Raw genomic sequence first — 21,471 nt, 5'->3', positions numbered from 1 at the left:
CGATGCTCGGTGCCGCTGAGTTCAGCGGCACCGAGCATCGCCCACACGCGCGCTCACGGCATCGTGTATCCGCCGCTGACGGAGATCATCTGGCCCGTGACCTGGCGGGCGGCGGTCGGGGAGGCGAACCACAACACGGCGCGCGCGACATCTTCGGCGGTGGTGAGTCGACGCATCGGGGTGTCCTTGAGCATGAAGTCGATCTGCTTGGGGTTGAACACCTCGTCCTGGCCGACCGCCCAGAGGCTGGCGGCCCCGACCGCCTCGGGGCCCTCCGGCATCACCAGGCCCGGACAGACGATGTTCGACCTGATTCCGTGGCGGCCGTGTTCACGCGCCGTGGTGCGCGCGAAGGCGACCATGGCCGCTTTCGACGCGCCGTAGATGCCTTGGCGGATCTGGCCGAAGGCGGCGTCGCTGGAGATGAAGACGATCGAACCGCCTCCGGCATCCTTCATGGCCGCGATGGCGGCCTGGGTGGCGGCCACGGCGCTGAAGAAGTTGATCTCGATGGTGCGCTGCCATTTTTGCCGGTCGGTATCGCTGGCGACGAAGCCGGGCACACTCCACCCGGCATTGTTGACCAGGACGTCGACGCCGCCCCATTGCGAGACCGCTGCTTCGACGGTGCGTTCGGCGGCACCGTCGACTGTCAGGTCTTCGATGGCGAGCTCTACTTCGACGGCACCGCGTTCCAGCGCTTCGGCCCGGACCTTGTCGGCCTGCGGTGCGTCGATGTCGTTGAGCACGATGCGTGCGCCTTCGGCGGCGAATTCATGCACGATGCCGCGCCCGATGTTGGACGCGCCTCCGGTGATGACGACGCGAGCCCCCGACAGTCCCAGATCCATGTCGATCCCTTCTCGGTGGCCCCATGGTTGAAACCGTCCGACCAATTGATTTAACCTAGATTAGAAATTTCGGTTAGATTTGTCTATGCCTCGTGCGATGGGAGATTCCGGGTGGAAAGACTGCTCCAGGACAAGGTCGCCGTGGTGACCGGTGCCGCGCAGGGTATCGGGTTGGAGATCGGGCGAACGTTGTACGAGCACGGTGCCCGGGTGGTGTTCGCCGACCTCGACGAGACCGCGGCCGCGCGGGCGGCCACCGAGGTGGCGGGACCTGCCGGCGACTGCCGCGGCGTCGCCTGCGATGTCACCTCCGAGGATGCCGTGCGCGACCTGGTGTCCGGCACGGTCGACCACTACGGCCGACTCGACATCTTCGTCAACAACGCCGGGATAACCCGTGATGCCTCGCTGAAGAAGATGCAGGTGTCCGACTTCGACGCCGTCATCACCGTGCACCTGCGCGGCACCTGGCTCGGCATCCGGGAAGCCTCGGCGGTGATGCGGGAACAGAAGTCCGGCAGCATCGTCAACATCTCCTCGCTGTCCGGGAAATCGGGAAATCCCGGACAGACCAACTACAGCGCCGCGAAGGCGGGCATCGTCGGTCTGACCAAAGCCGCGGCAAAGGAGGTTGCCCACCACAACGTGCGGGTCAACGCCATCCAACCCGGGCTCATCCGCACCCCCATGACCGCGGCCATGCCGCCGGAGGTGTTCGCCCAGCGCGAGGCCGACGTCCCGATGAAACGGGCCGGCGAACCCGGTGAGGTGGCCGGGGCGGTGGTCTTCCTCGGCTCGGGCCTGTCCAGCTACATCACCGGCACAGTGATCGAGGTCGGCGGCGGGAGATACATGTGAACGCATACGGTGCTGCCGAAGTAGACGATCCCGGAGCGAACGATGCCGAGGTGCTCGTCGAGGTCCGCGAGCACATCGGCTGGATCACGCTGAACCGCCCCGACCGGATGAACGCCGTCAACGTGGCCTTGGCCCGAGCGCTGGGCGCCGCGTTGACGGGTCTGGGGCAGCGCACTGACGTGCATGCCGTGATCATTCGTGGTTCGGGTGGAAATTTCTGCGCCGGAGGCGATTTCGACGAGGTGCAGCGGCTTCGGGCAGACGGGCCCGACGCGTTGCGCACGCTGTTCACCACGTTCAAGGATGCCTGCGATGTCATCGCAGGACTGCCGGTCCCGGTGGTGGCCGCGGTGGACGGTGTCGCGATGGCCGGCGGATTCGAACTGATGCAGGCCGCCGATATCGTGCTGGTCTGCGAGCAGGCGCGGATTGCGGACAACCACGTCAACTTCGGCATGATCCCCGGCGGGGGCAGCACCGCACGGCTGCCGCGCATCCTCGGTCGCCAGCAGGCCCTGGGATTGCTGCTCTCCGGTGACAAGTTCAGCGGGATCGATGCGGTGCGGATCGGGCTCGCCTACCGGGCATTCGCACCCGAGGTGTTCCACGATTCGGTGCAGGCGTTCGCCGCCCGGCTCGCGGGCCGAGACCGCTCGGCCCTGACCGCCATCAAGGAACTCGTCGTGGCGGGGTTGGACACCGATCTCGCCGCCGCCAATCGCCACGAAACCGATGCCGTCGTCGCACGACTGAGCGGATCGGCCGGACAGGCCGGTGTGTCGGCGTTCAAGAACAGGGAGACCACATGAGCGAGACCAGTACTGCCCCGGTGTTGCGGGAGGTGGGCGCCGACGGTATCGCCCGGCTACAACTCAACAGCCCGCACATCGCCAACGGCCTGAACGTCGACACACTCAAGGCACTGCACGCCGAGGTGCTGGCCTGCCATGCCGATCCGGCCGTCAAGGTGGTGCTGCTCTCGGGTGCGGGACGCAACTTCTGCGCCGGTGGCGACGTGCACACCTTCGAGTCCAAGGGGGAGGCGCTGCCGGATTACCTGCGCGAGGCGACGGCCTGGTTGCAGCTGGCCACCGCCGCCCTGTTCCAACTCCGGGTACCGGTGGTCACCGCGGTACAGGGATTCGCCGCCGGAGGTGGCGGTCTCGGGCTGGTGTGCGCATCCGATATCGTCGTCGCCGCTCGCTCGGCGAAGTTCTTCTCCGGTGCGGTGCGGGTCGGAATGGCCCCCGACGGCGGTTCGTCGGTGACGCTGGCCCAACTGGTCGGGTTGCGCCAGGCCCTGCGCATCCTGTTGACCAATCCGACGCTGAGCGCCCAGGAAGCCGCCGATATCGGCCTGATCACCGAGGTGGTTGCCGACGACGAGTTGGTCACCCGCACCGACGCGATCGCCGCCGAGCTGGCCGCGATGCCCACCCTCGCGCTCTCTGCCACCAAGCGCCTCGTGTGGTCGGGGGTGGGCGCCTCCATCGAGGAGCGTCTTCCCGAGGAATCACGCACCGTGTCCGAGTTGTCAGGGACCGCGGACGCTCTCGAGGGGCTACGCGCCGTGATCGAGCGCCGCACACCGAAGTTCGTCGGACGATGAACGTCCTCGTCGAAGACGACGGCGCCGTGCGCGTCCTGACCCTCAACAGGCCCGAGGTGCGCAACGCCATCGACATTCCGTTGCGCCTGGAGCTCGCCGACGCGCTGGAGGCCGCCGATGCCGACCCGCAGGTGCGGGTGATCGTGCTGACCGGTGCGGGCAGCACGTTCTGCTCCGGCGGCGATATCTCCACGATGAAGCTCATGTCCGAGAACGAGGCCATGGAGCGGGCTCAGATGGCCCAGCGTGTCATCCGGGCGATCTGGAACACCCCCAAACCCGTCATCGCCGCGGTGGAGGGTGCCGCCTTCGGTGCCGGTGCGGCGCTGGCGGCCGCATGCGACCGGGTGATCGCCGCCCGCGATGCGCGATTTGCCACCACCTTCACCAATGTCGGGTTGGCCGGCGACATGGGCGCCTATGCCTCGCTACCGCAACGGGTCGGTGTCGCGCGCGCCCGCCAGATGCTGCTGATGCCCGAGCCGGTGACCGCGGAGACCGCCCAGCCCTGGGGCTTGGTCGATGCCCTCACCGATCCCGGCGCGGCGCTGGCCGTAGCGCGCGCGGACGCGCAACGGTTGGCCGCCGGTCCCGCGCAGGCCTACGGCGTGATCAAGGAACTGCTGGCCGTCGCGCCCACCCTGCCGCCTGTCGAGGTCCTCGACCATGAGGCCGCACACCAGGCAAGGCTTTTCGGCAGTGCGGATTTCGCAGAAGGTATCGCCGCGTTCGCACAGAAGCGACGCCCATCGTTCGGATCTCGGCAAGGAGCCCACCAATGACACCTCCCACGACATCTGTCGTCGACGCCGGCGCGGGGACAGCCAGCCGGTACGAGCGCCTGATCCGGCCGGAGAAGGTGCACGGCAGCCTCTACACCGATCCGTCGATCTTCGCCGAGGAATTGGAGAAGATCTGGTATCGGACATGGGTTTTCGTCGGTCACGAGAGCGAAGTGGCACAGCCCAACGACTACGTGCGCAAGAAGCTCGGTCCGCAGGATGTCATCATGACCCGCGACCGCGATGGCCAGATCCATCTGCTGCTCAACCGGTGTGCGCACCGCGGCAACCAGGTGTGTGACGATGCCAAGGGCAACTCGAGCACCTTCCGGTGCCCGTACCACGGCTGGACCTTCCGCAATGACGGCGATCTGATCGGATTCCCGTTCTTCAAGGGCTACGGTGGCCGCAAGCTCGACCTGGCCATGGGGCGGGTCCCCCGGGTGGACTCCTACGGCGGCTTCGTCTTCGGCAGCTTCGCGCCCGACGGCCCGTCCCTGATCGAACACCTCGGAGCCGCAGCCGGTGAGATCGACCGGCTGACCCGGTTGTCTCCACAGGGCCGCGTCGAGCTGACCGCCGGCTGGCTGCAGCACAAGGCGCGCGCCAACTGGAAGTTGCTCGCCGAGAACGAGACCGACGGCTATCACCCGCAGTTCGTGCACGGGTCCATCTTCGGGGTCACCGGCAGCACCATCGGCCCGCTCTACAGCGATTCGTCGACCGCGGTGACGCGTGATCTCGGCAACGGGCACAGCGAGAACGACCTGCGCCCGGAGTTCCGCAAGTATGCCCAGCCCATGCGATGGTTCGGCACCACCGAGTCACGGGTGCCCGATTACGTCGCGGCGATGCGGGCCACCCACGGTGCGGATGCCGAACGGATCCTGATCGAGGGTGCGCCGCACGTGATGATCTTTCCGAACCTGTTCATCGCCGAGATCCAGGTGTTCAACATCCAGCCCGTCTCCGTCGACGAATGTGTCCAGTACGCCACCGCGGTCCAGTTGGCCGGGGCACCGGAACTGAACCGGCGCATGGTGTCCCAGTGCATCGGATCCGTCGGACCGGCCGGCATGCTGCTGGCCGACGATACCGAGATGTACGAACGCAATCAGGAGGGCATCGCGGCGCTGAGCCCGGAGTGGCTCGACGTGCGGCGGGGAATGAACCGGGAGCGGGTCGACGAGAACGGCTTCACCATCGGCACCAACACCGACGAAACCGGGATGCGCGGTTTCTGGTCGCATTACAAGACGTTGATGGAGAGGAATTAGCCGTGACGACGTCCGTGAATCAGGGCAAGGACTTGCTGGCGGTGCCCGACGGCTTCGACCGTGCCGAGGTCGAGCAGTTCATCTACCGCGAGGCCCGGCACGCCGACGAGAACGACTACGACGCGTGGGAAGCCCTGTGGACCGACGACGCGCTGTACTGGGTGCCCGCCGATACCGTGGCCAGCGACCCGTCCCGGCAGATGTCGATCATCTTCGACAATCGCAGCCGGATCTCGACCCGGCTCAAGCAGGTTCGCACCGGGCGCCGCTATGCCCAGGCGCCACCGTCGCATCTGCGTCGCCTGATCTCCAACATCGAACTGCTCGGTGGCCGGGCCAATGCGCACGGCGGTGTCGATCTCGAGGTCGGTGCCAACTTCCTGGTCGTGGAGTCCCGGCCGCGCGGTAATCACATCTGGGGCGGCCGGACCACCTATCGGCTGCGCTGTGACGGCGCGGAACTGAAGTTGTCCTACAAGCTGGTCCAGCTCGTCGACGCCGACAAGCCGATCCCCACCCTGAGCTTTCTGATCTGAGGAACAGCATGAGTATTGAGTTCGATCCGACGGCACCCGTGCACGTCGAGGGTGCCGGTGCGGTGGTCGGAAGCGAGTTCGCACAGGTCGCGGTCAGTATCGACGACACCGCCAACTCGCCGCGGCTGCGGGTGCAGGACCTGCGCACCGGCCGGGTGCGTTTCCTGGATGCCCTGGAACTGGAGACCATCGTCTGGTTGCCCGACGAGCGGCTCAACAGCCTGCTGGATCCGTCCGCCGACCGTTGGCGCGGTGACCAGTGAGGCGCGCCGCCATCGTCGCCCCGGTGCGGACCCCGGTCGGCACCTTCGGGGGGAGTCTGCGCCCGATGCGAGCCGAAGACCTTGCTGCACGAGTGATCAAGGCCGTCGTGGAACGCAGTGCGGTCGATCCCGAACGCATCGAGGATGTCGTGTTCGCGCAGTCCTATGCCAACTCCGAGGCACCGTGTATCGGTCGGTGGGCGGCGTTGCACGCCGGCCTTCCGATCGGGGTGTCCGGCCTGCAGATCGACCGGCGCTGTGGCGGTGGGCTGCAGGCTGTCATCACCGCCGCGATGACGGTGCAGACCGGTGCCGCCGACGTGGTGCTCGCCGGTGGGGTCGAATCGATGAGCAATATCGAGCACTACACCACGTCGGCACGCTGGGGATCGCGCGCAGGCAACCAGATGCTCTACGACCGCCTCGACCGCGGTCGTGAACGTTCGCAGCCGGAATGGAGATTCGGCGCCATCAGCGGGATGATCGAGACCGCGGAGAACCTCGCCACGGATTACGGAATCAGCCGCGAGCAGGCCGACGCGTTCGCCGCCCGCAGTCATCAGCGCGCCGCCGCGGCCCACAAGGACGGGTTGTTCGACGCGGAGACGGTGGCGATCGAGGTGCCTGCCCGCCGCGGTGAACCACAGCTCTTCGCCGCGGACGAGGGCATCCGACCCGACACCACGGCCGAAACCCTCGCCCGGCTGCGCACCATCACCCCCGGTGGCACCGTCACCGCAGGCAATTCCAGTCAGCAGAACGATGCCGCCGCGGCCTGTCTGGTCGTCGCCGAGGACCGGCTCGACGAACTCGGGCTGCAGCCGCTGGGATATCTGCGTGGCTGGGCCGCCGTGGGATGTGAGCCCTCCCGGATGGGGATCGGGCCGGTAGGCGCCACCCAGAAGCTCTTCGCCAGGACGGGGCTGTCCTTCGACGATCTGGCCTTGATCGAGATCAACGAGGCCTTCGCCGTGCAGGTGCTCGCGGTGCTGGCCGGGTGGGGCGTGAGCCCGGCCGATGTCGAAGATCGCTTGAACGTCAACGGTTCCGGGATATCGCTCGGTCATCCGATCGGAGCCACCGGGGTCCGGATCATGACCACGATGCTGCATGAACTGGGCAGGCGCGGGGGAGGCCTCGGGTTGGAGACGATGTGTATCGGTGGCGGCCAGGGCCTGGCGGCGGTGTTCGAGGGTGTCTCGTGACGATCGGGCTGTGCGGGTACGCGAGCTACCTTCCGCACCATCGGCTGGCGGGTTCGTCCATCGGACTGCGCCGTGGTGACCGCGTCGTCGCGTCCTACGACGAGGATTCGACGACCATGGCCGTCGCCGCGGCCGCTCGGGCGTTGCCCTCCGACGTCGTGCCGGACGCGCTGTACCTGGCCACCAGCAGCCCGGCCTACGCCGACAAGACCAACGCCACCGCCGTCCATGCGGCACTGGGCCTTCCCGCCCAGGTGTTCACCGCCGACCTGTGCGGGACCGCGCGTAGTGCCATGGCCGGTCTGCGCGCGGCGGCCCGCGAGGGTGGCCTGGTGGTCGCCGCCGATGTCCGGGTGGGCAAGCCGGGCTCGGCCGACGAGAAGTCCGGCGGAGACGGTGCCGCGGCCCTGTGGTTCGGTGCGGACGACCCGATTGCCGAGGTGTTGGCGATCCGTTCGAGCACGGCGGAATTCCTGGATCGGTGGCGCAGCCCCGACGAGGCCACCGGTCAGCTCTGGGAGGAGCGGTTCGGCGCCGAGCTCTACGCCGAGTTGATCCGCGACACAGCGGGTGCGGCCCTGGCGGCCGCGGGGTGTGCCGATGTCGACCACGTGGTCCTCACCTGCCCGAACACCGCGGTCCTCAAGCGGGCAGCCACGTTGGTCAAGGGCCAGAAGTCGGTGTCGAGTTCGCCGATCGGTCACAGTGGTGCCGCCGACCCGTTCATCGCCCTGGCCGGCGTTCTCGACATCGCCGAGGCGGGGGACACCATCATGGTCGTCTCCGCCGCCGATGGGTGTGATGTCGTGGTGTTCGCGGCCACCGCCGCGCTCGGCCGGCACCGCCAGTCGCGACCGCTGAGTGCGCAGCGCGCGGCCGGTTCGGCCGTCGAGTACCTGACCTACCTGTCGTGGCGCGGTCTGGTCGAGCGGGAGGCCCCGCGTCGACCGGAACCGGATCGCCCGGCCGCGCCGCCCGCCGGCCGGGCTCGGCAATGGAAGTTCGGACTCGTCGGATCACGCTGCAAAGCCTGCGGTTTCGTTCACCTTCCGCCGCAGCGAGTGTGCCGGCAGTGTCAGGCCACCGACGAGATGGCCGAGGTGGCCGTCCGTGATCTGGCCGGGACCGTGGTGACCTACACGGTGGACCGGCTGGCGTTCTCGCCGTCGCCCCCGATGGTGCAGGCCGTGATCGACATCGACGGCGGCGGTCGTTGCACGCTGGAAGTCGCCGATGCGCGTCCCGATGAGTTGGCCGTCGGCACGCGGGTGCGGTTCACCTTCCGCAGGCTGTTCACCGCCGGTGGAGTACACGACTACTTCTGGAAGGCGGTGCAGGTCGATGCCCAGTAACGGGATCTCCGGCAAGGTTGCGGTGGTGGCCATGGGGTGCAGCAGCTTCGGTGAGCGCTGGGACTGTTCCACCGAGGACCTGATCCTGGAGGCCTACCAGGAATGCCTCTCGGGTCTGCCCGGCGTGGCGCGTGAGGATGTGGACGCCTACTGGCTCGGCACGTTGAGTTCCGGCCTCGGCGGGCTGACGCTGAGCCGGGCGATCGGCAGCGACGACAAGCCGGTGACCAGGGTGGAGAACTTCTGTGCCACCGGCTCGGAGGCCTTTCGCAACGCCGCCTACGCGGTCGCCGCGGGTGCCTACGACATCGTGATGGCGGTGGGCGTCGAAAAGCTCAAGGATTCAGGGTATTCCGGGCTCCTGCGTCAGGATCCGCCCGGTGACGGCACGGCGCCGGAGATCTCGATGACGGCCCCGGCGGCCTTTTCGTTGCTCGATCCTGCCTATTGCGATCGCTACGGTGTGCATCCCGACGAGATGCGTGCCGCCATGACCCACGTCGCCTGGAAGAACCACGACAACGGTACGCGTAATCCCAAGGCACAGTTCCGGTCCCCGGTTGCCCGCGAGACCATCGAGAATGCGCCGAAGGTGGCGGGCCGGCTCGGCGTGTTCGATTGCTCGGGCGTATCCGACGGTGCCGCGTGTGCGCTGTTGGTGCCTGCGGATCGCGCGCACGAATTCACCGACCGACCGATGTACATCGAGGGATTGTCCCTGGTGGCGGGATCGGTGCGGGGCTATGTGGATCCGGCCTATGACTACACCACATTTCCCGAGGTGGTGAAGGCGGCCAAGGACGCCTACGCGCAAGCCGGTATCGACCGACCTGCGCAGCAGTTGTCGCTGGCCGAGGTGCACGACTGCTTCACCCCGACCGAGCTGGTGTTGATGGAGGATCTCGGCTTCTCCGAGACCGGTCACGCGTGGAAGGACGCGCTGGGCGGTGATTTCGACGCCGGCGGCCGACTGCCGGTCAACCCCGATGGTGGGCTGAAGTCGTTCGGGCATCCGGTGGGTGCCAGTGGACTACGCATGCTCTACGAGGCGTGGCTGCAGTTCCGCGGTGCGGCGGGCCGGCGCCAACTCGAGGATCCGCACACCGCCCTGACCCATAATCTCGGGGGCCGCCCCGGCGGTTGTGTGTCGTTCGTGTCCATCGTGTCGAACCAGCCCGGGCGCCACCGGAGCTGAGCGCGGCGACCCCGGTGCCCAAGGCACCTTGACCCTCGGTCAATTTTTAACGTAGATTCGAGAAAATCAAACATACTGGAGGAGTTCACGTGTCGGGTGTTGAAGACAAGGTTGTCGTCGTCACGGGTGCCGGTGGCGGGTTGGGGCGTTCCTACGCCCGATTCCTGGCCGCCAACGGCGCTCTGGTGGTGGTCAACGACCTCGGCGGCGCCCGCGACGGCTCCGGCGCCGGCACCGCGGCCGCCGACACCGTGGTCTCCGAGATTCGCGCCGCCGGCGGTCGTGCGGTGGCCAACTACGACTCGGTCGCCGACGAGCAGGGCGCCGCGGCCATCATCGAGACGGCGTTGAACGAGTTCGGCGCCGTGCACGGCGTGATCAGCAACGCAGGCATCCTGCGTGACGGCGCGTTCCACAAGATGTCCGGTGAGAGCTGGGATGCGGTCCAAAAGGTGCATCTCTACGGTGGATTCAACGTCATCCGGGCCGCCTGGCCGCATTTCCGCGAGCAGCAGTTCGGCCGCATCGTGGTGGCGACCTCGACCAGTGGTCTGTACGGGAACTTCGGACAGGCCAACTACGGTGCCGCCAAGGCCGGCCTGGTCGGACTCATCAACACGCTGGCCATCGAGGGCGCCAAGTACTCGATCACGGCCAATGCGATCGCGCCGTTGGCCGCCACCCGGATGACCGAGGACATTGCGCCACAGGAGCTTCTGGACAAGCTGAATCCTGAGTTGGTGGCTCCCGCGGTCGGCTACCTGGTCTCGCAGGAGAACACCGATACCGGTTCGGTGTTCGTGGTCGGCGGCGGCCTGGTTCAGCGGGTGGCGCAATTCCAGAATTCCGGTGTCACCTTCTCCGCACCGCCCAGCCTGTCCGAGATCGCCGCACAGTGGTCGCAGATCAGCGATATGTCCGAGGCCACGCTCGGTAGCAACCCCGTCTGATCGACACATGGCCGAGCCATCCGATGTCATCGCCGGCGCCCTGAGCGGTCGGTCACCGGCCTTTCGGGCCGGTGATCGTGACGCTCCGTTGGTCGACCTGACGGTGGGCGAGTTGTTGACCGTGCGCGCCGGTGAGTACCCCCACACCGAGGCGCTGGTGGGCACTCGGCACGGCCGCGATGACACGGTCCGGCTCAGCTATGGCGATCTGCTGCGAGAGGCGCGCCAGGTGGCGGCGGCGCTACGCGCGCTCGTCGACCCGGGTGACTACGTCGCGCTCTGGGCGCCGAACACGGTGGAATGGACCATTGTTCAGTACGGAGCCGCGCTCGCCGACGTGATCCTGGTGGCGGTCAACCCGGTGCTGCGCGACGCTGATCTGGACTATGTGCTGCGGCACAGCCGCGCACGGGTGCTGATCCATGCCGATCGCAGCCGGGACTACGACCTGGCCACGGTGGCGCAGCGCGTGTGCGCCGACATTCCGGGGATCCGCCGTATCTCGTTGTCGCAATGGGCGCAGTGGTTGTCGGAACCGGTCGGCGAACTGGCGGACAGTACCGCTCGTGCGGACTCCGCGGTGATGCTGCAGTACACCTCGGGCACCACCGGTCGTCCCAAGGGGGTGCTGCTGACCCACCGCGCACTGGTGAACGTCGCCCGGTTGACCATGCACGCCTGCGGTGTCGAGGCGGGTTCGGTGTGTTTCAACCCGTTACCGCTGTTCCATACGGCCGGGTGTGTGATCGCCACCCTGGGGCCGGCCTGGCTGGGCGGCACCGCGGTGCTGTTCGAACGCTTCGACCCGGCCGATGCGTTGGCAGCGTTGGCTCGCGAGAACGTGACGGTGCTCTTCTACGTGCCGGCGGTGCTGCTGGCACTGCTGGCCGCGCAGCGCGCGGGCAGCACACCGGCACCGGCTCTTCGGGTCATCATGGGGGGAGCGGCGATGGTATCCAGCGAGCTGATCGACGGTGCCGCCGCGGTATTCGGTGCCGAGGTCTACAACCTCTACGGTCAGACCGAACTCGCCCCGGTGCTGTCGTTGACGCGTCCGGGAGACACCCGCGAGGACAAGTTGACCACCGTGGGTCGGCAACTACCGCATGTGGACTGCAAGGTGATCGATCCGGACACCGGTGCCACGCTGAACACCGGCGAGGTCGGCGAGATCTGCGCGCGCGGTTACCAGCAGTTCATCGAGTACCTGCATGACCCGGCGGCGACGGCGCGCGCACTGGACCCGGATGGGTTCGTGCGCACCGGGGATCTGGGCTCAATCGACGACCGCGGCTACCTTCGGGTCACGGGCCGGCTCAAGGAACTGATCATTCGCGGTGGCGAGAACATCTCACCAGCCGAGGTCGAAACGGTCATCGCCGAGCACGACGATGTGCTCGATGTCGTGGCGGTGGCGCTTCCCGACGAACGGCTCGGCGAGGTCGTGGCGGTAGCCTGCCGCATCGACTCCGCCGAGCCGGAAGGTCTGCGCGAGGCGCTGATTGCGCACGCACGGGCTCGTATGCCCGCCTACAAGATTCCCGCCCGCTGGTTTGTGACCAGCGAGTTTCCCATCACCCCGACGGGCAAGGTGCAGCGCTTCGCGCTGCGTGAGGCCATGCTCGCCGATGAACTGGCCGAGCTGTGAGCGCTACCGTCGCGATAGGCCGGCGTCGCACTGCACTGGCCGAGCGGTTCGCGGTGTGGCAACCCGTGACGCTGGCCCAATGGCTGGATCGCTGCGCCGACCGGTATCCGGATCGGCCGTTCGTCCTCACCGATTCGGTCACGCTGACCTATCGCGATGTCGCCGAACAGTCCCGTGCGCTGGCGGCGGGGCTGATGGCCCTCGGTGTGGGCGTCGGCGATCGGGTCGGGATGGTGATGGCCAACTTCCCGGAATTCGTCACGGTGAAGTTCGCGATCGCCCGCGCCGGCGCCATCGCGGTGCCGTTCAACTATCTCTACCGGCGATCCGAACTCGGTTTCGTCCTTGCCGATTCCAGCTGTCGGGTATTGGTCACCATGACGCAGTTCGGTGCCCTGGACTACCAGGAGATGCTCGACGGCATCGCCCCGGGATGGGATGAGCCCGGCTTCGCCGCGCGCGAAGATCGCCGCGACACGGTACCGGCATTGCGCCAGGTGGTGGTGCTCGACACCGGTGGTCTCGTTCGTCGCACGGCGATGACGGTCGCGGATCTGGCGGCATGCGCCCGGGCGGCACAGTCGGCGTCGACGCCGGAGGTGGCACCTGGCGATCCCGGCGACATGCTCTACACGTCGGGCACCACGGGGTCACCCAAGGGAGTGGTGGTGTCCCATGACGCCGTCCTGCGCACCGCGTACGCGTCGGCGTTGACCCGCGCCTATGAGGACGGCCGTCGGATTCTCTACTCGCTGCCCTGCTATCACATGTTCGGTTACGTCGAGGGCCTGTTGTCGGCCATGTTCGTCGGCGGCGCGGTCATCCTGCTGCCGTCGTTCACCGCCGAAGGCTACTTCGCCGGGATCGAGCGGCACCGGGCCACCGACATGCTGTGCGTTCCCACCATGGCGGTGGCGATGGTGGAAAGCCCTGTGCGCCAACGCTTCGACCTGTCGTCGCTGCGCGCACTGCTGTGCGGATCCGCCCCGGCACCGATCTGGCTGTGGCACCAGGTCCGCGAACTGTTCGGTATCGACGAGATCGTCACCGGCTACGGGATGACCGAATGCGGCGGCGCCATGACGCTCACCCGGCCCGAGGACGATCTGGTGCTGACCTCGGAGACCGTCGGCAGGCCCAAGATGGCCGGAGCCGCCGGGCTTCCCGGGTCCGCCGAACTGGTCGTGTACCGGGTCGTCGATCCGGATACCGGGCACGATATGCCGGCCGGCGTCGACGGAGAGCTGCTCTCGGCGGGACCGACGGTGATGCTCGAGTACTGGAATCGCCCGGTGGACACCGCCGCGACACTGCGTTCGGGGTGGCTGCATTCCGGCGATCTCGGCCATATCCGCCCCGACGGCTACCTGCGGGTCACCGGTCGCAGCAAGGAGCTGTACAAGAGCGGTGGGGAATTGGTGATGCCCAGGGAGATCGAGGATGTGCTGGCCGCCCATCCCGGAATCAGCCAGGCCTTCGCCATCGGTCTCACCGACGATCGATGGGGTGAGATCGGTTGCGCCGTCGTCGTCACCGCACCCGGTCACGATCTCACCGAGCAGGACGTCCTCCAGCTGTGCCGGACCTCGCTGGCGCGCTTCAAGGTGCCCAAGCGCGTCGTGTTCTATTCCGCCGACGAGCTACCGACGACGCCGACGGGCAAGATCCAGAAGTTCCGACTGGTCCAAGAGATCGTGGCGCGCACCGGCGCCGAAGCTCACGGCAGCGAGAAACATCGAACTCCGTCCTGATCGCGCATGTTCAGCTCGGCCCGGACGGCCAGCAGGTCGAGGTGCGCCGCGACCTCCAGCACCGCGGTCATCCGGTGCACGATGTCCAACTCCGCCAGCCGCCGTCCGTGCCGGGTCCAACGCATCTGCTCGGCGACCTCCAGGCCCGTGCAGTACCCCGCACAGACCAGTTCGGACACCTGGTCCAGACGTTGCCGATGGTGGTCGATCAGCTCCTGGGCGCGCGCCCAGGTCCGGCCGGCGGTGTGACCGTGGGCGGGCAGCATGCGCGCGTCGGGCAGATTCAGCATCAGGGTCAGCGAGTCGAGGTAGGACCGCAGCGGCAATGGTTCGGGGTCGCGCTCGAAAGCGATCGAGGGGGTGATCCGCGGCAGGAGGTGATCGCCGGAGAACACCAGGTGTTGTTCGGCATCCTCGAACACCACATGCCCGCGCGTGTGCCCGGGAGTCTCCCGGACCACCAGCGTGACGTCGCCGCGAGCCAGCACTTCGCCGTCGTGCAGCCAGCGATCCGGTGCGTCGAAGGCCACGCCGAGCTCGTAGGGCTCCCACGTGAGCCCGGCGATCTGGCGGGCCAGGTCCGGCGCCCCGGCCCGAGTAAGCATGCCGACCTGGGCGGGATGCACGCTGTCGGGCTGGCGCGCGAAGGCCTGCAGGCTGTGCCGCTCACCGGAGCCGAGGAGCAGTTCCATGCCATACCGGTTACGCCAGCGGACCCCGAGCGAATAGTGGTCCCAGTGCTGATGGGTGACGACGATCCGGTGGACATCGGTCACGGCGTATCCGAGCTGGTGCAGGGCCTCGGTGAGCGCGGACTCGGCCGGAGGGTAGGCCCAGCCGGGGTCGACGAGGGTGAGTCCGTCGCCACCGAGCACGACGTAGCTGTTGACCACCTGGAGGTCGGGCAGGGGCAGCGGTAATGCGATGCATACGACGGTCGGAGTGATGTGCAGCGGCACCCCGATCACCGGGGGCGCCGCAGCGGCGGATGGTGCGGTGTCGGACATCGGCGTGCTGCTCATCTCTGGGAACTCCTGTCGTCAGAAAAAATCTAACAGAAACTAGAAAAATATGTTAGCGTCGTGAACGGACGTGCTCGTAGCCTATTTATGGCCCGCGCTCGTGATTCGAAAAAGTTTCAACTGCCATGCGAAGGGGGGCGAGCGGCGCCAACTCGGCTGCCGCGGCCGAAGCCATGCTGACTCTGGACGACGACTACACCCACGCGGTCACTTCCGACTCGGACTTCAACGAGTCGATGTACTTCGAATTCCACGACCCCGAATCCGGCATCGCCGGCTTCCTGCGGCTGGCCAACCGGCCCAACGAGGGCCGTGGTGAACGGACGATCTGCCTGTACCTGCCCGACGGTCGGCTCGCGTTCGGTTACGCGCGCCCGCAGGTCACCTCGAACGAGGCGATGAATGCCGGTGGGCTGGCCGTCGAGGTGGTCACCCCGCTGCGTGACGTGCGTGTGCGCTTCGACGGTGACATCCGGCTGGTGACGGATCCGGCAACGATGAGCGACCCGTCGGCGGCATTGAACTCCAGCCCGCAGGCCGGCTGCCGAATCACTCTCCAGTTCGAGGCGATGGCGCCGGCCCACGAGCAGACGTTCGAGGCGCAGGGGCAGTCTTTTGCACCCCACCACTACGAACAGCTCGCCGTGGTCACCGGAGAGGTGGTGATCGGGACCCAGCGTTGGCCGGTCCGCGGGCACGGCCTGCGGGATCACTCCTGGGGACCGCGGTCTTGGCAGGCGCCATGGTTCTATCGCTGGCTGCACGGGAGTACAGACCGATTCGGCTTCATGGCAGCATATTTCGGCGATCCGGACGGCTCGTCACGAGTCGGCGGCTTCGTCTTCGACGGCACCGAGGTGCACCCCTGCGATGAGGTGGAGATCACCACGCAGCGCGACGACAACGGCTTTCAGGAACACATCCGGCTGACCATTGCCGCGGGTGGGCGGCGCTGGCGTTTCGAGGGCGACGCACTGTCCATCGTGCCGTTGCGACATCGCAGCGCCGACGGCGAGGTCAGTACCCGCATCGTCGAGGCCGCCATCCGCTGGTCGGTCACCGATGGCGAGGCGCCTGCCGCGCCCATCCACGGGATGGCCGAGTACCTCGATCAGATCAAAGCGGGTCAACCGGTGGGAATCCGGGTTTAGGGAAGGAATGCGTTCACGATGAAGACTTTTGGCAATCTCGAAGAGTTCGAAAACGCGGCGGGCACCGAACTGGGTCCCACCGAGTGGCTGGTCGTCGACCAGGATCGGGTGAACAACTTCGCCCAGGCCACCGATGATCACCAGTGGATCCACGTCGACCCGGAGCGGGCGGCCTCCGGTCCGTTCGGCGGCACCATCGCGCACGGGTTGCTGACCCTGTCGCTGCTGCCCAAGTTCATGCACGAGCTCTACCGGGTCGACAACATCGCGATGGCCATCAACTACGGCTTCAACAAGGTGCGGTTCATCACGCCGGTGCCGGTCGGCGCCAAGGTGCGGGCTTCTTCGGTGATAACGGGCGTAGACAAGCTCGACGGCGCGGTGCAGGCCACCCTGGTCACCACCGTCGAGGTGGACGGAGCGGCCAAGCCGGCTGCGGTGATCGAATCGATCGTGCGCTATGTCGGTTGATACCGCACAGGATTCCCGTATCGCCGCTGCCGAGGCGCTCTACGATGCGCTCGCCCGGGGCGACGCCGAGAGCATCGACCGGCTGCTGTCGCCGGAGTTCGTCGGGCACGTCACCGAAGGGATGCCGCTGGAGATGGGCGGCACCCATCACGGTGCCGAGGCCATGCGTGCACAGGTCTGGTGGCGCATCGGTGCGCACTTCCGGGCTCGGGCCGTTGCCGAGGATCACCGGCTCAACAAGGACGGTGGGCTGACGGTCATCGGCACCTACCGGGGCAGCGGTCGTCGTTCCGGGGCCGAGCTGGACGCGGCCTTCGTCCACGTGCTCTCGTTCGACAACGACGGCCGGATCACCGAGCTGCGTCAACTCACCGATACGGCCGCCTGGCGTGCCGCGCTCGAGGGCAACGGCGCGCTGCAGACCATCGACTACCGCGTCGAGAACGGGCTGGCCACCGTGTGCCTGAATCGACCCGATCAGCGCAACGCCATCAATTTGCGGATGGGGCAGGAAACCCTTGAGGTCGCGCGCCGCATCCAGTCGGATCGCTCGGTGCGTGCGGTCCTGATCTGTGGCAACGGGCCCGCGCTGACGGTCGGTGGCGACATCTCGTATTTCCTGGAGAGCAACGGTGCCGGGTACGACACGTTGTTCGAGAAGATGATCCGGCCCTATCACGAGGGCTTCGACATCCTCAGCCGGGTCGAGGCACCGATTGTGGCCGCCGCGCACGGTCCGGTGGCGGGCGGCGGTCTGGGATTCGTCTATGCCGCCGATATCGTGCTGGCCGCCGATGACAGCAGGTTCGTGGTCGCCTTCGCAGGCATCGGACTTTCCGGTGACGGCGGCGGCACCTATCACCTGCCCCGGCTGATCGGCCCGCGCCGCGCTGCACAGGCCTATCTGCGCAACACACCCATCAGCGCCGCGGAGGCGTTGCAGTGGGGTCTGGTCAACGAGATCGTCCCGGCCGCCGAACTGCGTTCGCGGGCAACCCAGGTCGCCACGGAGCTGGCAGCGGGACCGACAGTGGCCTTCGCGACAATGCGTGCGTTGCTGCGCGACAGCTGGCACAACGACCTGCGGACGCAGCTGACCGCCGAACTGCAGGGCACCAAGGACACCGGTCGCAGTGACGACGCGGCGGCGGCCATCGCCGCGTTCGCGGCCAAGACGACACCGACATTCCAAGGACGATGACATGACTGGTTTGATCACCGATACCGAAGAGCACCGCGCCATCCGGGAGACCGTCGCGGGCATCGCCGAACGCTATGGCTCGCAATACTTCCTGGAGCGCGGGCGCAAGGGCGAGGACATCGGGGAACTGTGGAAAGATCTCGGCGCGGCCGGTCTGCTCGGCGTGCACCTGCCCGAGGAGTACGGCGGCGGCGGGGGCGGTATGGCTGAGGCCGTGGTGGTGGTCGAGGAACTCGCCGCGCACGGTATGCCGATGCTGATCTGGGTCATCTCGCCCGCGATCTGTGGATCCATCCTGGCCCACCACGGTTCTGATGAGATGAAGCGGCGCTGGTTGCCCGGCATCGCCGACGGCAGTCAGAAGATGGCCTTCGGCTTGACCGAACCCGATGCCGGCTCCAACAGCCACAACGTCAAGACCACGGCCCGCAAGACGGCCGACGGTTGGGTGATCTCCGGTGCGAAGTACTACATTTCCGCGGTCGATCAGTGCGAGGCGGTCCTGCTGGTGGCGCGCGATGCCGATCACTCGACACCGGAGAAGTCCAAGCTGTCACTGTTCGTCGTGCCCACCGACGCCAAGGGCTTCAGCATCCAGCAGATCGACACCTCGATCGTCTCCCCGGACAAGCAGTTCACCGTCTTCCTCGACGAGGTGGAGGTGGGCGAGGACGCACTGATCGGTCAGGCCGGCAACGGTCTGCGGCAGGTGTTCGACGGCCTCAATCCCGAGCGGATCCTGGTCGGCGCGATCTGTGGCGGCGTCGGTCGGTACGCGATCGACAAGGCGGTGGCCTACGCGAAGGAACGCAACGTGTGGTCGACACCGATCGGCGCACACCAGGGCGTGGCCCACCCGTTGGCCGACAGTCACATCGCCGTCGAGCTGAGCCGGCTGGCAACCGCGCTGAGCGCACAGCAATTCGACGCCGGCTTGCCGGCCGGCGAGGCATCCAACATCGCGAAGTACTCGGCATCCGAGGCCGCCCTGAAGGCACTGGACCAGGCGATCCAAACGCACGGCGGTAACGGGCTGTCCCACGAGTACGGCCTCTCGGAGCTGTGGTTCGTCACCCGGCTGATGCGCACCGCACCGGTCAGTCGCGAGATGGTGCTCAACTACGTTGCCCAGACCTCGCTGGGGCTGCCGCGTTCGTACTGACCCGGCCACCATCGCAGCAACACAACGACTTTCAAGGAGTAGGACAATGACGACTTCGGGCGAGACATACGATGCCGTGGTGATCGGCGCCGGCGCGGGCGGCCTGTTCACCGCCGCGCGCCTGACCAAACTCGGCTACCGCACGCTGGTCGTCGAACGGCTCGACAAGGTGGGTGGCCGGGCCTCCACCGACGATATCGACGACTTCAAGGTGAACAACGGGGCCATCGTGATCGAGGTGGGCGGCATCACCGAGGAGACCTGCCGAGAGGTGGGGGCCCGGTTCGACATCCGGGAGCCCTCACCGCCGATCCTGTACCGCATCGCGGGCAAGGACGTCGACGTCACCGGCGGCGGCTGGGGGTTCCTGCTGGGCAAACTCACCCGCCAAGGTGCCAAACTGGTCAAGGGAATCGGTGCCGCGCGTAATGATTCCGGTCTGCCCGAAGATGAACTGTCGACCGCGGACTGGGTGGCCAAGTACACCAAGAACGAAGGCGTGCATGGCATCTTCCGCAACATGTGTGCCTCGGTCTTCGCTGTCGGCTCCGAGGATCTGCCCGCCCGAGTGTTCCTGACCTACTTCACCCGCAAGAGTGCCTTCAAGCGCTTCGGCTTCCATCCCGAGGGCACCATCGGTATCTGGCGTGCGCTGGCCGATGCGGTGGTCGCCAATGGCGGACAGATCTGGCTGTCGACACCGGTGGCGAAGATCCTCACCGCCGATGGCGGCACCGTCACCGGGATCGAGGTGACTCGTGACGGGCAGTCGGTGCGCATCGATGCGCCGATCGTCGTCAGCGATATCGGGCCCGCGGGCACCGTCGCACTTTTGGGCGAGGAGAACGTGCCGCCGGATTACCAGGACCTGGTGAAGAAGGCCGACCGGCCCACGTCGATGATCACGGTCAACTTCGCCAGCCAGGACCGTCTCGTCGATGTCCCCGGCATGCTGAGCTTCGCCAAATCGCGCAGGCTGGCCTACGTCTCCAACTTCACCGATGTTTGCCCCGAGATGGCTCCGCCGGGGTGGAATCTTTACGCCGGGACCGCGGTGCCCAAGAATCCGACCGGTGACTTCGACGAGGCCGCCGAAACCGAGCTCCTGCTGCAGGACTTGCGGGACAACATCGAGGATTTCGACAACCGGGCCCGCATTCTCAACATCGCCGTCACCCGAGACGACTGGCCGCCGCAGCGCGCCGTTGCCGGTTACGACCTGACACATGAGACCCCGTTGGCCGGACTGTGGAATGTCGGCGACGGCGTCAAGGAGTATGCCAACGGCGGGACCACGGCATGTGCCGAGACGGCAAAGATCGTCGTGGACAAGATCGTGGCCGCACATCGACCGGCGGTGCTGAGCTGACCGATCTTGCCGCGCGGATCGGTCACGCGCGCAGTGCGCTGTTCGTCCCCGGAGACCGCCCCGCCAGATTCTCCAAGGCACTCGACAGCGGCGCCGACCTGGTGATACTCGATCTCGAGGACGCCGTCGCCGTCGAGTCCAAAGCATCGGCGCGGGCGGCGGTGTCGGCATTCCTGGACAGTGGCGCCGAGGTGGCGGTCCGGGTCAACGGCACCGAGACACAGTGGTGCGCAGACGATCTGGCCGTTCTCGCGCAGCGGCGCTGTGCGGTCATGGTTCCCAAGGCGCACAGCGTCGAACAGCTCAACCGGGTGTCCGCCGTGTTGCCTGCCGGCACCGCTCTGATCCCGTTGATCGAGACCGCGCGGGGAGTGGCCGGTGCGGCGGCCCTGTGCGGTGCCGATTCGGTGGTTCGTGCCGCCTTCGGCAGTGTCGACCTCGGGGCCGAGCTCGGGGTCGATCCCGACAGCCACACGGCATTGCAGTATGCGCGCAGCGCGGTGGTGCTCGCCTCGGCTGTCGCCGGATGCGCGGCACCGCTAGACGGGGTGACCACCGATCTGACCGAAGGGGACAGGCTGGTCGCCGATCTGGAACACGCGGCCACCTTGGGTTTCACCGGAAAGATGTGTATTCACCCGGCTCAGGTGCACGCTGTCAATCGGCGCTTCACGCCGACAGATTCCGAGCTGCGCTGGGCCGAACGGGTGGTCACTGCCGCCGCGGCCGGTGGCGCGTGTGCGGTGGACGGAAAGATGGTCGACAAGCCGGTCGTGGACCGCGCGCGCGGTCTGCTGGCCCGCGCTCGCTGACGTCGG

At 67.1% G+C, this 21,471-nt stretch carries 21 protein-coding genes; 19 read left to right on the top strand and 2 right to left on the bottom strand.

The features are described 5' to 3' along the window. Positions 1 to 53: 53 nt before the first annotated feature. Positions 54 to 851, bottom strand: coding sequence for an SDR family NAD(P)-dependent oxidoreductase (locus G154_RS16430; RefSeq protein ID WP_019509837.1), 798 nt, complete (start codon positions 849 to 851; stop codon positions 54 to 56). A gap of 111 nt (positions 852 to 962) precedes the next feature. Here G154_RS16430 and fabG point away from each other — a divergent pair, with 111 nt between their 5' ends. The 13 genes from fabG to G154_RS16365 all read left to right on the top strand — a co-directional run bounded on the left by fabG (position 963) and on the right by G154_RS16365 (position 14,277). Next, entirely contained in the window at positions 963 to 1,709 is a 747-nt protein-coding gene (gene fabG / locus G154_RS16425; protein ID WP_019509838.1) for a 3-oxoacyl-ACP reductase FabG, read from the top strand. A gap of 50 nt (positions 1,710 to 1,759) precedes the next feature. Next, entirely contained in the window at positions 1,760 to 2,518 is a 759-nt protein-coding gene (locus tag G154_RS16420; RefSeq protein ID WP_023985894.1) for an enoyl-CoA hydratase/isomerase family protein, read from the top strand. Beyond that, entirely contained in the window at positions 2,515 to 3,318 is an 804-nt protein-coding gene (locus G154_RS16415) for an enoyl-CoA hydratase/isomerase family protein (protein WP_019509840.1), read from the top strand. Before G154_RS16420 ends, G154_RS16415 begins: the two co-directional genes overlap by 4 nt. Beyond that, a complete protein-coding gene (locus G154_RS16410; protein ID WP_019509841.1) occupies positions 3,315 to 4,100 on the top strand; it encodes an enoyl-CoA hydratase/isomerase family protein in 786 nt (261 codons plus the stop codon). The genes G154_RS16415 and G154_RS16410 overlap by 4 nt, the downstream gene beginning before the upstream one ends. Next, the gene (locus G154_RS16405) at positions 4,097 to 5,377 is read left to right on the top strand and encodes a Rieske 2Fe-2S domain-containing protein (RefSeq protein WP_019509842.1); all 1,281 of its coding nucleotides are present in this window, start codon (positions 4,097 to 4,099) and stop codon (positions 5,375 to 5,377) included. The genes G154_RS16410 and G154_RS16405 overlap by 4 nt, the downstream gene beginning before the upstream one ends. 14 nt (positions 5,378 to 5,391) lie before the next feature. After that, on the top strand, positions 5,392 to 5,913 hold the full coding sequence (locus tag G154_RS16400; protein WP_019509843.1) for an aromatic-ring-hydroxylating dioxygenase subunit beta: 522 nt from the start codon (positions 5,392 to 5,394) through the stop codon (positions 5,911 to 5,913). 8 nt (positions 5,914 to 5,921) lie between these two features. Then, positions 5,922 to 6,176, top strand: coding sequence for a hypothetical protein (locus tag G154_RS16395; RefSeq protein ID WP_019509844.1), 255 nt, complete (start codon positions 5,922 to 5,924; stop codon positions 6,174 to 6,176). Continuing rightward, positions 6,173 to 7,381 carry an acetyl-CoA C-acetyltransferase gene (locus tag G154_RS16390; RefSeq protein ID WP_019509845.1) on the top strand — a complete coding sequence of 403 codons (1,209 nt, stop codon included), beginning with the start codon at positions 6,173 to 6,175 and terminating at the stop codon, positions 7,379 to 7,381. The genes G154_RS16395 and G154_RS16390 overlap by 4 nt, the downstream gene beginning before the upstream one ends. Then, the gene (locus tag G154_RS16385; protein WP_019509846.1) at positions 7,378 to 8,733 is read left to right on the top strand and encodes an OB-fold domain-containing protein; all 1,356 of its coding nucleotides are present in this window, start codon (positions 7,378 to 7,380) and stop codon (positions 8,731 to 8,733) included. The genes G154_RS16390 and G154_RS16385 overlap by 4 nt, the downstream gene beginning before the upstream one ends. Next, positions 8,723 to 9,928, top strand: coding sequence for an acetyl-CoA acetyltransferase (locus G154_RS16380; protein ID WP_023985891.1), 1,206 nt, complete (start codon positions 8,723 to 8,725; stop codon positions 9,926 to 9,928). Before G154_RS16385 ends, G154_RS16380 begins: the two co-directional genes overlap by 11 nt. A gap of 89 nt (positions 9,929 to 10,017) precedes the next feature. Beyond that, the gene (locus tag G154_RS16375; RefSeq protein WP_019509848.1) at positions 10,018 to 10,878 is read left to right on the top strand and encodes an SDR family NAD(P)-dependent oxidoreductase; all 861 of its coding nucleotides are present in this window, start codon (positions 10,018 to 10,020) and stop codon (positions 10,876 to 10,878) included. A gap of 7 nt (positions 10,879 to 10,885) precedes the next feature. Continuing rightward, complete coding sequence (locus G154_RS16370) at positions 10,886 to 12,526, top strand: class I adenylate-forming enzyme family protein (RefSeq protein WP_019509849.1); 1,641 nt, start codon at positions 10,886 to 10,888, stop codon at positions 12,524 to 12,526. Further along, complete coding sequence (locus G154_RS16365; RefSeq protein ID WP_019509850.1) at positions 12,523 to 14,277, top strand: class I adenylate-forming enzyme family protein; 1,755 nt, start codon at positions 12,523 to 12,525, stop codon at positions 14,275 to 14,277. The genes G154_RS16370 and G154_RS16365 overlap by 4 nt, the downstream gene beginning before the upstream one ends. Here the strand turns inward: G154_RS16365 and G154_RS16360 are convergent. After that, on the bottom strand, positions 14,244 to 15,299 hold the full coding sequence (locus G154_RS16360) for an MBL fold metallo-hydrolase (RefSeq protein ID WP_019509851.1): 1,056 nt from the start codon (positions 15,297 to 15,299) through the stop codon (positions 14,244 to 14,246). The genes G154_RS16365 and G154_RS16360 overlap by 34 nt on opposite strands. 125 nt (positions 15,300 to 15,424) lie before the next feature. Here G154_RS16360 and G154_RS16355 point away from each other — a divergent pair, with 125 nt between their 5' ends. From G154_RS16355 to G154_RS16330, 6 genes are read left to right on the top strand one after another with little or no spacing between them, the layout of a single operon-like run. Next, positions 15,425 to 16,450: a hypothetical protein gene (locus G154_RS16355; RefSeq protein WP_234713063.1), complete on the top strand. Its 1,026-nt coding sequence runs from the start codon at positions 15,425 to 15,427 to the stop codon at positions 16,448 to 16,450. Between the two features lie 18 nt (positions 16,451 to 16,468). After that, positions 16,469 to 16,921 (top strand): MaoC family dehydratase, encoded by a 453-nt coding sequence (locus tag G154_RS16350; protein WP_019509853.1) that lies wholly within the window; start codon positions 16,469 to 16,471, stop codon positions 16,919 to 16,921. Then, complete coding sequence (locus tag G154_RS16345; protein ID WP_019509854.1) at positions 16,911 to 18,122, top strand: enoyl-CoA hydratase-related protein; 1,212 nt, start codon at positions 16,911 to 16,913, stop codon at positions 18,120 to 18,122. Before G154_RS16350 ends, G154_RS16345 begins: the two co-directional genes overlap by 11 nt. A gap of 1 nt (position 18,123) precedes the next feature. Further along, on the top strand, positions 18,124 to 19,284 hold the full coding sequence (locus tag G154_RS16340) for an acyl-CoA dehydrogenase family protein (RefSeq protein WP_019509855.1): 1,161 nt from the start codon (positions 18,124 to 18,126) through the stop codon (positions 19,282 to 19,284). Positions 19,285 to 19,330: 46 nt separating this feature from the next. Further along, on the top strand, positions 19,331 to 20,653 hold the full coding sequence (locus G154_RS16335) for an NAD(P)/FAD-dependent oxidoreductase (RefSeq protein WP_019509856.1): 1,323 nt from the start codon (positions 19,331 to 19,333) through the stop codon (positions 20,651 to 20,653). Next, the gene (locus G154_RS16330) at positions 20,650 to 21,465 is read left to right on the top strand and encodes a CoA ester lyase (protein WP_023985887.1); all 816 of its coding nucleotides are present in this window, start codon (positions 20,650 to 20,652) and stop codon (positions 21,463 to 21,465) included. Before G154_RS16335 ends, G154_RS16330 begins: the two co-directional genes overlap by 4 nt. Positions 21,466 to 21,471 lie beyond the last annotated feature (6 nt).

This window comes from Mycobacterium sp. VKM Ac-1816D, from assembly GCF_000416385.1.
GTDB lineage: Bacteria > Actinomycetota > Actinomycetes > Mycobacteriales > Mycobacteriaceae > Mycobacterium > Mycobacterium neoaurum_A.
This window is presented reverse-complemented; position numbering and strand designations above follow the sequence as displayed.

Coding starts and splice junctions, on each gene's coding strand:
- G154_RS16430 (WP_019509837.1), bottom strand. CDS start 851: ATGGATCTGGGACTGTCGGGGGCTCGCGTCGTCATCACCGGAGGCGCG.
- G154_RS16415 (WP_019509840.1), top strand. CDS start 2,515: ATGAGCGAGACCAGTACTGCCCCGGTGTTGCGGGAGGTGGGCGCCGAC.
- G154_RS16410 (WP_019509841.1), top strand. CDS start 3,315: ATGAACGTCCTCGTCGAAGACGACGGCGCCGTGCGCGTCCTGACCCTC.
- G154_RS16405 (WP_019509842.1), top strand. CDS start 4,097: ATGACACCTCCCACGACATCTGTCGTCGACGCCGGCGCGGGGACAGCC.
- G154_RS16395 (WP_019509844.1), top strand. CDS start 5,922: ATGAGTATTGAGTTCGATCCGACGGCACCCGTGCACGTCGAGGGTGCC.
- G154_RS16380 (WP_023985891.1), top strand. CDS start 8,723: ATGCCCAGTAACGGGATCTCCGGCAAGGTTGCGGTGGTGGCCATGGGG.
- G154_RS16370 (WP_019509849.1), top strand. CDS start 10,886: ATGGCCGAGCCATCCGATGTCATCGCCGGCGCCCTGAGCGGTCGGTCA.
- G154_RS16360 (WP_019509851.1), bottom strand. CDS start 15,299: ATGAGCAGCACGCCGATGTCCGACACCGCACCATCCGCCGCTGCGGCG.
- G154_RS16355 (WP_234713063.1), top strand. CDS start 15,425: ATGCGAAGGGGGGCGAGCGGCGCCAACTCGGCTGCCGCGGCCGAAGCC.
- G154_RS16350 (WP_019509853.1), top strand. CDS start 16,469: ATGAAGACTTTTGGCAATCTCGAAGAGTTCGAAAACGCGGCGGGCACC.
- G154_RS16345 (WP_019509854.1), top strand. CDS start 16,911: ATGTCGGTTGATACCGCACAGGATTCCCGTATCGCCGCTGCCGAGGCG.
- G154_RS16340 (WP_019509855.1), top strand. CDS start 18,124: ATGACTGGTTTGATCACCGATACCGAAGAGCACCGCGCCATCCGGGAG.
- G154_RS16335 (WP_019509856.1), top strand. CDS start 19,331: ATGACGACTTCGGGCGAGACATACGATGCCGTGGTGATCGGCGCCGGC.